This window comes from uncultured Pseudokineococcus sp. (assembly GCF_947495735.1).
Classification (GTDB): domain Bacteria; phylum Actinomycetota; class Actinomycetes; order Actinomycetales; family Quadrisphaeraceae; genus Pseudokineococcus.
In genome coordinates, this window is sequence record NZ_CANMAA010000018.1 from 50,633 (window position 1) to 59,310 (window position 8,678).

Genomic DNA, 8,678 nt, shown 5'->3' on the forward strand with positions numbered 1-8,678 from the left:
GGCGTCCTCGTCAGACGTCCGGGCACGGGGCGGGTGGGTCTCCGCGGAAGGCGTCGCGGAAGTCCGCCAGCGCAGCGTCGACCTCGCCGCGGGCGTAGGCCTCGAGCGCGACGACGCCCTCGTAGCCGCCCCGCCGCAGGGCGGCGGCGACGGCCGGGTAGTGGATCTCCCCGGTGCCGGGCTGGCAGCGGCCCGGGACGTCGGCGACCTGCACCTCCCCGATCAGCGGCAGGGCCCGCTCGACGAGCTCGACGAGGTTCCCCTCGCCGATCTGCGCGTGGTAGAGGTCGAGGTTGAGCCGCAGGTAGGGGGAGTCGACCGCCTCCACCAGGGCGATCGTGTCGGCGGCCCGGGCGAAGGGGACACCGGGGTGGTCGACGGCGGTGTTGAGGTTCTCGAGGACGAAGACCTGCTCGTGCCGCTCCCCCAGCGCCGCCAGCCGGTCGAGGGTCCGCAGCGCCCGCAGCCACATCGCCGGCGTCGCCCCGCTGCTCGGGACGACGGGCAGCCCGCCCGGGCCGAGCCCGGTGCCGTGCACGTTGAGGCGCTCGACGCCGAGCGGCCGAGCGGCGCGGACCGACTCCTCGGCCGTCGCCAGCAGCCGAGCGGCGCCGTCCGGGTCGGCCAGCGCGCCCTCGACGTAGCCCGTCATCGAGGAGAACCAGACGCCCTCCTCGCGCAGGACGGCCAGCGCCCCGAGATCCGCGCCCCGCCAGTCCCACAGGACGACGCCGTAGCCGGCCGCCCCCAGGCGCCGCACGCGCTCGGGCAGCGGGAGGTCGGTGAAGACCATCTCCGCGCAGACCGCCAGCCTCATCCGGCCACCTCCTCGTGGTCCCGCCCGCGTCGACGCCGCCGCGACACCTGCTGCAGCGTCGGTGCTGACGTCACATTGTCGTGACAACATAGCGCTCGACGCGGCGCTCGACACGGGCGCAGGCCCTGCTCGACGACGAGGAGACCCCGTGGACACCCGCCACTCGCAGCCCGTGCGCATCGCCCTCATCGGCAGCGGCCGCATCGGCCAGGTGCACGCCGCCAACGTCGACCGCGCGCGCGGCGCCGCGCTGCAGGTCGTCGCCGACCCGGTCCTGCCGGGCGCGCAGGCCGTCACGGCCCGCCACGGCGGCCGGGCGGTCACCGACGCGCTCGACGCCGTCCACGCCGACGACGTCGACGCCGTCGTCATCGCCTCCCCCACCCCCACGCACGTCGACCTCATCGGCGCCTGCCTCGACGCCGGCCGTCCCGTGCTCTGCGAGAAGCCCGTCGACCTGGACATCACCCGCGTCGACGGGCTCCGCGCACGCGCCCGGACCGCCGCGGTCCCGGTCGCGCTGGGCTTCAACCGCCGCTTCGACCCGCACTTCGCCGAGCTGCACCGACGGGTCACCGCCGGCGAGGTCGGCCCCCTGGAGCAGCTGGTCATCACCAGCCGCGACCCCGAGCCGGCGCCGGCGGAGTACCTGCGGGTCTCCGGCGGGATCTTCCGCGACATGACCATCCACGACCTCGACACCGCACGCTGGTTCGTGCCCGACGTCGTGGCCGTCACGGCCGTGGGCCTGCGCCAGTTCTCCGACGTCATCGCCGGCCTGGACGACTACGACGGCGCCGTCGTGACCCTGCAGGGGGCGGGTGGGGAGTCGGTGACGATCATCAACTCCCGGCACTGCGCGGCCGGCTACGACCAGCGGCTCGAGGCGACGGGCCCGTCGGGCACCTTGTCGGTCGGCAACGTCACCGACACCCTCGTGCGGTCCTCGACCGCGGCCTCCGGCGACGCGGGCCCCGCCTTCCAGCGCCCCTTCCTCGAGCGCTACCGGCAGGCCTACGCCGCCGAGCTCGAGGCCTTCCTCGACGCCGTCCGCGGAGCCCCCCTGACCTGCCCGGGCTTCGAGGACGGACGGGCGGCGCTGCTGCTCGCCGACGCCGCCGAGACCTCGGCCCGCGACGGCCGGACCGTCGCCGTCGACCTCAGCGCCTGAGCCGCCCCCAGGACGGGCTCCTGGCGCTCGGGCTCGCGGACGACCGGCGCCCCTCGGGAAGGGGACACCGCCCTCCCCTGACGGCTCGGGCGTGTCGCGTCGACGCGGACCGCGCGGACGTCCCCGCGGCCGGCGTCCCGGCGTCGAGCACTGGTCGTCGCACCGCAGGCGCCGTCCGAGACGGGGGGAGCGCCTGAGGCCCCGGTCGGCTCAGCCGTCGGCTCCGGAGGCGCTGTCACGCGCGACGGCGAAGCCGGTGCGGACCGTCTCGGCGAGGTCGGCGCGAGCGGGGGCGGGCAGGAAGGCGGCCCGGGCGGCGTTGAGCTGGAACTCCTCGAGCTCGGCCAGCCCGTAGCCGAAGGCCTCGACCAGGGCGGCCAGGTCGGCGGTGAGCGTGGTCGCGCTCATCAGCCGGTTGTCGGTGTTGACCGTGACCGCCATCCCGCTGCGGTGCAGCAGGTCGAACGGGTGGTCGGTCATGCGATGACCCCAGTGCGCGAAGGCGCCGGTGTGCAGGTTGGAGGTGGGACTGAGCTCGAGGGCGATGCCGCGGTCGCGCACCCACGTGGCCAGGGGCCCCAGGACGGGACGGCCGTCGACCTCGGTGATGTCCAGGGCGAGGCGGACGCCGTGGCCCAGGCGCAGGGCGCGCCCGTCCAGCAGGGCGGAGGCGATGCTGGGCAGGTCGTCGGCCTCACCGGCGTGCACCGTGATCGGCAGGTGCGCGGCGGCGAGGCGCTCGAAGGCGGCCCGGTGGGCGCTGGGCGGGAAGCCCTTCTCGGGCCCGGCGATGTCGAAGCCGACCACCCCGCGGTCGCGGTGGCGCAGGGCGAGCTCGGCGATCTCGTCGGACCGGTCGCCCTGGCGCATGGCGCACAGCAGCAGGGTGACCGTCGTCGAGCCACCCGCCGCGCGCACCTGCGCGGCGCCCGCCTCGAGCCCCGCCAGGACAGCCTCGACAGCGCCGTCCAGCGACAGCCCGGCGGTGGCCGACTGCTCGGGCGCCCAGCGCACCTCGCCGTGGACCACGCCGTCGGCCGCGACGTCCAGGACGTACTCCCTGGCCACCCGCTCCAGGCCGGCCGCGTCGCGCATCACCGCGGTGGTGATGTCGAAGGAGCGCAGGTAGTCCACCAGCGACCCGGTGGTGGACTGCCCCAGGAACCAGGCGCCGAGCTCGTCGGCGTCCGTGGTCGGCAGCTCCAGGCCCGCGGCTCCGCCGAGCTCGATGATCGTCTGCGGTCGCAGGGCCCCGTCGAGGTGGTCGTGCAGGCTCACCTTCGGCAGCGCCCGCAGCACGGACTCGCTGGGGGCCTGCACGGCGGGGGAACCCCCGGTGCTCGGGCTGGTCGGTGCGCTCACGTCGTCTCCTGGGTCGGTGTGCTCGGTCGGCGCGCCGTCCGGCGCGGCTGCCCCGCGCGAGCAGGGACGTCCGGGCCGACCGGCCCTGGTGCCGGGTCCGGTGACAGCCTGGTGCACCGCGGGTCCGGACCAGGCCGGGGTGGTCGCTCGGGTGGTCTGCGCCGCGTCGACGACCGGGGCGGCTACCTCAGCCGCCCGCAGACGTGATGGCGCCTCAGGCGTGCTCGGAGACGAGCACCGCCGTCGTGCCCGGCTCGAGGGCGGCGAAGACGTGGGGGCCGTCCGCGGGGTAGCTCACGTAGTCGCCCGGCCCGAGCTCCACGGACGCCGACGAGGGCCCCACCTCGGCCCGGCCCGTGCACAGCACGACGTGCTCGCGGACCCGGGGCAGGTGGGCCTCGGACCGCTGCGGGGTGCCCGGCTCCGCCACGAGCCGGTAGACGTCGCGGCGCACGCCCGGGGGGCACGGCGCCAGGAGCGTCGCGAGGTAGTCCGAGCTCTCCGACTCGAGGACGAGCCCCTCACCCGCCCGCACCACCTGGACGACGGGCGCCTCGTCCTGGAGCAGCTGGGTCACCGGGACCTCGAGGGCGGTCGAGAGCGCCCACAGCGTCTCGATGCCCGGGTTGCCGGTGCCCTGCTCCAGCTGGGACAGCGTCGACTTGGCCACGCCCGCCAGCCGTGCCAGCTCGGTCAGGGACATGTCGCGCCGACCCCGCTCGCGGACGAGCGCGCGCGCGATGACGTCGAGCGGTGCGGTGGTGCGCCGGTCCATCGGGTCCTCCGTGGCGGTCACGAGTCGTTCGCTCTGCCGGTCGTCATGGACGACTTGACGAACGACGACGGGTGCGACCACTGTACCGATCATGCGTTCGCCGTACCGAACAGCGCTGACTCGGGTGGGTCTGGAGCCCGACCTCGCCCGCGACGCCGGCGTGGCCGCCCTGGCCGCCGGCGTGGTCGGCGTCGCCTTCGGCGCGGTGTCCGTCGCGGCGGACCTGCCGCTGTGGGCGCCGGTCCTCATGTCGGTCGTCGTCTTCGCCGGCGCCTCGCAGTTCCTCCTCGTCGGCCTCCTGGCCGCGGGTGCCGGACCGCTCGCGGCCGTGGCCGCCGCCCTCCTCGTCAACGCCCGGCACCTGCCCTTCGGCATGGCCCTGGCCGACGTCGTCGGGCGCGGCGGGCCGTGGCAGCGGGCGCTCGCGGCGCACCTGCTGATCGACGAGAGCGCCGCGATGGCGCTCGCGCAGCGCGACCCGGGCCGTCGCCGCCGCGCCTTCTGGGCGTGCGGGCTCTTCCTCTTCGCCGCCTGGAACGTCGGCGTCCTGGCCGGCGCGACAGCGGGCTCGGCGCTGGACACGACGGCGCTCGGCCTCGACGCCGCCCTCCCCGCGCTGCTGCTCGCCCTCGTGCTCCCCGCCCTGCGCGACGACGCCGGCACCCGCCGCGCGGCGCTGGCGGGGGCCGTGCTCGCCGTGGTCCTCACGCCCGTGCTGCCCGCGGGCCTGCCGGTGCTCGTGGCGCTCCTCGGGCTCGTCCTGCTCGGCCGGACCCGCCCCGCGACGCCCGTGCGCGTGCCGGAGGTGAGCGCGTGAGCACGGCCGGGCTGCTGCTCGCCATCGCCGTCCTCGGCGCCGGGACGTGGGCGATGCGCGCCGCGGGCCCGTGGCTGCGCGCCCGCACCGAGCTGCCCGCCGGCCTCGAGCGGGTCGTCACCGCGGCCGCCGTCGTGCTGCTGACGGCCCTCGTCGTCACCTCGGCCGTCCTCGCCGACGGCGGCCCGGCGGGGGTGGCCCGACCCGCGGGCGTGCTCGTCGGCGGCCTGCTCGCGTGGCGCAGGGCGCCGCTCGTCGTCGTGGTGGTCGCCGCAGCCGCCGCCGCGGCGCTCCTGCGCCTCGCCGGCCTGCCCTGACAGACGGGACGGCGGCGTCCCCTGGGCGCGGACGCCCCCACTCCCCGCGGCACGGTCGCCCTGCACGCCCGCGACCCCGAGGCGCGCTGACGGCCCCGGTCCAGACGACTGACCGCCCCACCGGCGGAATGCACGGCCCCGCCGAGACGCTGCAGCCCCTGGTCGTCCAGTTCCGTGTGTCGTGTTCGCCACGTCCCCGGTAGCAGTGCGGCGGTGGTCGGGCCTCGACGAGCGAGGTCGCGACGCCGCCGCGTGGGTCGGCCGGTCCCGCACGGTGCGGGACCGACACCCGTGAGGAGTGGTTCGCATGGCACAGGGAACAGTCAAGTGGTTCAACGCCGAGAAGGGCTTCGGCTTCATCACCCCCACCGACGGCGGCGCTGACCTCTTCGTCCACCACAGCGAGATCGACGCCCAGGGCTATCGCAGCCTGGACGAGGGCCAGACCGTGGAGTTCGAGATCGGCCGGGGCCAGAAGGGCCCCCAGGCCCAGGGCGTCCGCGCCGTCTGATCCCCGACGTGGGACCGAGCCCCCTCGGGGCCTGACCCACGAGCACGACCGGAGCCCGCCCGCCCCCTCCGGGGCGGGCGGGCTCCGCCGTGTCCGAGGACCCACCCAGCCGGCGTCGTGAGCAGCCGCTGCCGGCGCGGCTGCGCGCGGTGCGGCGGACGGCGACGCGGACGACGTCGTTCGTCGCGGCAGCGTCGGCGGGTGCGGAGGTCCGCGCGTCGACGTCAGCCCTCACCCGCAGCACCCGTCACCCGCGGCTCGCCCGACTGCTGCGCCGAGGACCACGCCCCGCCCTGTATGGCGCCTGAGCCCGTGACCCCCTGTCGCGCAGGGGCCTGCCGCGCGAGCAGGAGCAGTGCGCGTCGGTGGACCTGTCGGGGACGTCGTGGAGCCGGGCGGGCGCCACTGCCTCGACGCCTCGTGCTCCGTGGTGCGGCCGCCCCGCTGGACTCACCCCGCAGGAGGGCACTCGCGCAGGGTCGGGGGCTCGAACTCCGGCACCGGGCGCAGCTGCGCCTGCTCGAGCGTCTCGGCCTCGCCGTTCTCCTGGATGTCCTGGATGAGCCAGTCCATCTCGTCGATCTCCCGGATCTGGGCCCCGATGATCTCGGAGGCCAGCTGGCAGACCCGGACGTCGGAGATGTCGGCGCGCTCGGAGCGGGTGATGGCCAGGGAGTGGTGGGGGATCATCGCCCTCATCCAGCTCACGTCCTGGACCGTCACCTGGCTGCGGTCGAGGGCGATGCCGCCGCCGAGCAGCACCAGGCTGGCCGCCACCACGACCGCGTTGAGCTTCGTGTTCTTGTACATGTCGAGCATCCAGGCGATCATCACCAGGCCCATGGTCCCGCCCATGGTGATGGCCATGAAGACGCGGCTCTCGCTGAGACGCACATGGCTCAGCTCCCACGAGCCGACGAACATCACCCAGTACATGACGAACATCGATGTCGTGATCATGGCGGCGAAGCGGAGGTACATCTTCCAGCTGCGGCCCATTCCTCTGCCGTCGTGCTGCCGCTCGTCGTGGTGGGAGTCGTCGTGGCGCTGCTCGCTGCCGCTGGCATGAGGACTGCTGCCCGTGCTCATCGTCCAGACTCCTTCGGGTGGCGTCGCTTCGGACGTCGCGGCTGACATCGGCGGGCGCCTGCGGGCCCGGCTGCCCCGGGGGTCGCCCGGGTTGGCTCGGGCTCGGCAGGGGATCCGCACGGGATCCGTGCGCAAGCCGATCGGGAAGCTCAGCCCCCCCGCGGCGCGCTCCGACGATGGGTGGTTCGTCGGCAGAGCGCCAACCGGGACGAGCCTCTGACCCATTTCGTCATGTGCTTGTCATGAAGTTCACCCAGAACCTGCAGACCACGAGGTCTGTTATCGATCTGTGCAGGCAGGTCGAGGCATTCATGACGACAACTCCTCGGATGCGGCGGACACTCGGGAGGGTCCAGCCCCCTGCACCTCGGAGACCCCCATGCCTTCTGCCGTGCTTCGCGCCCTCACGCTCGCCGGCGTGCCCCTCCTCCTGGCCGCCGGGTGCAGCGGTGAGGAGGCCGCCGACGTCGAGACCGAGGACCCGGGCGTGTCGGTGGACGAGGAGGGCCTGGACTCCGGGTACTCGGCGATGGACCCGGGAACCGCCGGCGTCGCAGTGCTCACGGCTGCGCTCGTCGACCCCGAGGGGACCGAGATCGGCGTGGTGGGCATGGACCCGGTCCCGGAAGGGACCGTGGTCAAGGTCATCCTGACCGACAGCGGCCTGGAAGCGGGCTACCACCGCCTGCACCTGTACGAGACCGGTCTGTGCGAGCCGGGCAGCCAGAGCCCGAGCGACCCGTCCATGACAGGCGGCTTCCTCTCGGCCGGCGGCTACCTGGATGTCGGCCCCGGCGACCAGGGGCCGCCGTCGGGCGAGCTGGCGTCCCTGTACGTGCTCAGCACCGGTGATGCCTCGTTGAGCTTCGTGACCGACGCCTTCACCGTCGACGACATCACCGACGCCGACGGCACCACCGTGATGGTGCACTCGGGCGCCGGCGACGTCGCCGGCATCCCCGCCGGTCCCGACCAGGAGACACCGGGCACCGCCAGGCGCGTCGCCTGCGCTCTCATCGCCCCTTAGGAGACCTCCGCGCAGAGGGCTCGTGGAGCGGGAGGGACAAGACGACCTCGGCGTCAGCCGATGGGCTCCTCTCCGGTGCTGCCGTCGGCGAGCTCGCGCAGCAGGTCGAGATGGCCCAGGTGCCGCGCCGTCTCCTCGAGGAGGTGGAGCAGGACCCAGCGCAGCGAGAACCCGCGGCGAGCCGAGACGTCGTCGAGCTGGTGCGCGGCCACGACCGCGTCGCAGCGCGCGGCTCCAGCCGCGTACTCCGCGAGCAGCTGCTCCATCGTCGCGCCGTCGGGCACGTGCAGCTCGCCGTCGGGGTCGTCGGTCCAGTCGAAGACCAGCTCCTCGTGGCCGGCGAAGACGTCGCGCAGCCAGGAGCGCTCGACGTCGGTCAGGTGGCGCACGATCCCGTGCGCGTCCAGGCCGGAGGGCGTGGAGGCACATGGACGGCACCGGCTGGCGAGAGCAGGACGACGTCGTTCCCCGCGAGGACGAGCTCGTCGCCCACCAGGAAGCTCAGGCACCCGGCTCTGGGCCTCGACCGACGAGCTCGACGACCGGTACCACGACGCCATCCCCAGCCCCAGCGGAGTGGTCCACCACCTGCTCTGACGACGTTGAGCGACCGCCGACAGGTCGAGGACCCGGGCCCACAAGTCGTCCCATCAGCCCATCAGCTATCGGCTCGCCCGGCGCTCCTCGACGACGGCGCCATCGGCCTGCCGCTAGGTGTACTGCCCAGGGACGTTGGTCGGGTGAGTGCGACGTGAGCGTGTGAGCGCGTCGTGACCGAAGGGTGAGGACCTC

The 8,678-nt window shown here is 74.6% G+C and carries 10 protein-coding genes and 1 pseudogene; 6 read left to right on the forward strand and 5 right to left on the reverse strand.

Annotated elements, in window-relative coordinates; translation table 11 throughout:
* Positions 1-10 precede the first annotated feature (10 nt).
* Positions 11-817: a TIM barrel protein gene (locus Q0848_RS17275; RefSeq protein ID WP_299039781.1), complete on the reverse strand. Its 807-nt coding sequence runs from the start codon at positions 815-817 to the stop codon at positions 11-13.
* A gap of 148 nt (positions 818-965) precedes the next feature.
* Between Q0848_RS17275 and Q0848_RS17280 the strand changes: the two genes are divergently transcribed.
* On the forward strand, positions 966-1,988 hold the full coding sequence (locus Q0848_RS17280) for a Gfo/Idh/MocA family oxidoreductase (RefSeq protein ID WP_299039782.1): 1,023 nt from the start codon (positions 966-968) through the stop codon (positions 1,986-1,988).
* Between the two features lie 210 nt (positions 1,989-2,198).
* Here the strand turns inward: Q0848_RS17280 and Q0848_RS17285 are convergent, their stop codons facing one another.
* A complete protein-coding gene (locus Q0848_RS17285; protein WP_366146667.1) occupies positions 2,199-3,308 on the reverse strand; it encodes an adenosine deaminase in 1,110 nt (369 codons plus the stop codon).
* A gap of 256 nt (positions 3,309-3,564) precedes the next feature.
* Positions 3,565-4,125 (reverse strand): helix-turn-helix domain-containing protein, encoded by a 561-nt coding sequence (locus Q0848_RS17290; RefSeq protein WP_366146668.1) that lies wholly within the window; start codon positions 4,123-4,125, stop codon positions 3,565-3,567.
* Positions 4,126-4,216: 91 nt separating this feature from the next.
* Between Q0848_RS17290 and Q0848_RS17295 the strand changes: the two genes are divergently transcribed.
* The 3 genes from Q0848_RS17295 to Q0848_RS17305 all read left to right on the forward strand — a co-directional run bounded on the left by Q0848_RS17295 (position 4,217) and on the right by Q0848_RS17305 (position 5,770).
* Complete coding sequence (locus Q0848_RS17295) at positions 4,217-4,942, forward strand: AzlC family ABC transporter permease (RefSeq protein WP_366146663.1); 726 nt, start codon at positions 4,217-4,219, stop codon at positions 4,940-4,942.
* The gene (locus Q0848_RS17300; RefSeq protein WP_299039788.1) at positions 4,939-5,259 is read left to right on the forward strand and encodes an AzlD domain-containing protein; all 321 of its coding nucleotides are present in this window, start codon (positions 4,939-4,941) and stop codon (positions 5,257-5,259) included. Before Q0848_RS17295 ends, Q0848_RS17300 begins: the two co-directional genes overlap by 4 nt.
* A gap of 307 nt (positions 5,260-5,566) precedes the next feature.
* A complete protein-coding gene (locus Q0848_RS17305; RefSeq protein WP_299039790.1) occupies positions 5,567-5,770 on the forward strand; it encodes a cold-shock protein in 204 nt (67 codons plus the stop codon).
* Positions 5,771-6,220: 450 nt separating this feature from the next.
* On the opposite strand, the gene Q0848_RS17310 is transcribed toward Q0848_RS17305, so the two are convergent.
* On the reverse strand, positions 6,221-6,751 hold the full coding sequence (locus Q0848_RS17310) for a DUF305 domain-containing protein (RefSeq protein ID WP_366146669.1): 531 nt from the start codon (positions 6,749-6,751) through the stop codon (positions 6,221-6,223).
* Between the two features lie 487 nt (positions 6,752-7,238).
* On the opposite strand from Q0848_RS17310, the gene Q0848_RS17315 reads away from it, so the two are divergent.
* A complete protein-coding gene (locus tag Q0848_RS17315; protein WP_299039794.1) occupies positions 7,239-7,886 on the forward strand; it encodes a superoxide dismutase family protein in 648 nt (215 codons plus the stop codon).
* A 53-nt stretch (positions 7,887-7,939) separates the two neighbouring features.
* Here Q0848_RS17315 and Q0848_RS17320 read toward each other — a convergent pair whose 3' ends face one another.
* Entirely contained in the window at positions 7,940-8,395 is a 456-nt protein-coding gene (locus Q0848_RS17320) for a DUF664 domain-containing protein (RefSeq protein WP_366146664.1), read from the reverse strand.
* On the opposite strand from Q0848_RS17320, the pseudogene Q0848_RS19100 reads away from it, so the two are divergent.
* A pseudogene (locus Q0848_RS19100) lies at positions 8,388-8,483 on the forward strand (deaminase); the annotation flags it as partial. The gene Q0848_RS17320 and the pseudogene Q0848_RS19100 sit on opposite strands and share 8 nt — an antisense overlap.
* Positions 8,484-8,678 lie beyond the last annotated feature (195 nt).

Bases quoted from the DNA above. Each gene is read 5' to 3' on its own strand.
- Q0848_RS17315 (WP_299039794.1), top strand. From the start codon at position 7,239: ATGCCTTCTGCCGTGCTTCGCGCCCTCACGCTCGCCGGCGTGCCCCTC.
- Q0848_RS17290 (WP_366146668.1), bottom strand. From the start codon at position 4,125: ATGGACCGGCGCACCACCGCACCGCTCGACGTCATCGCGCGCGCGCTC.
- Q0848_RS17275 (WP_299039781.1), bottom strand. From the start codon at position 817: ATGAGGCTGGCGGTCTGCGCGGAGATGGTCTTCACCGACCTCCCGCTG.
- Q0848_RS17310 (WP_366146669.1), bottom strand. From the start codon at position 6,751: ATGTACCTCCGCTTCGCCGCCATGATCACGACATCGATGTTCGTCATG.
- Q0848_RS17295 (WP_366146663.1), top strand. From the start codon at position 4,217: ATGCGTTCGCCGTACCGAACAGCGCTGACTCGGGTGGGTCTGGAGCCC.
- Q0848_RS17305 (WP_299039790.1), top strand. From the start codon at position 5,567: ATGGCACAGGGAACAGTCAAGTGGTTCAACGCCGAGAAGGGCTTCGGC.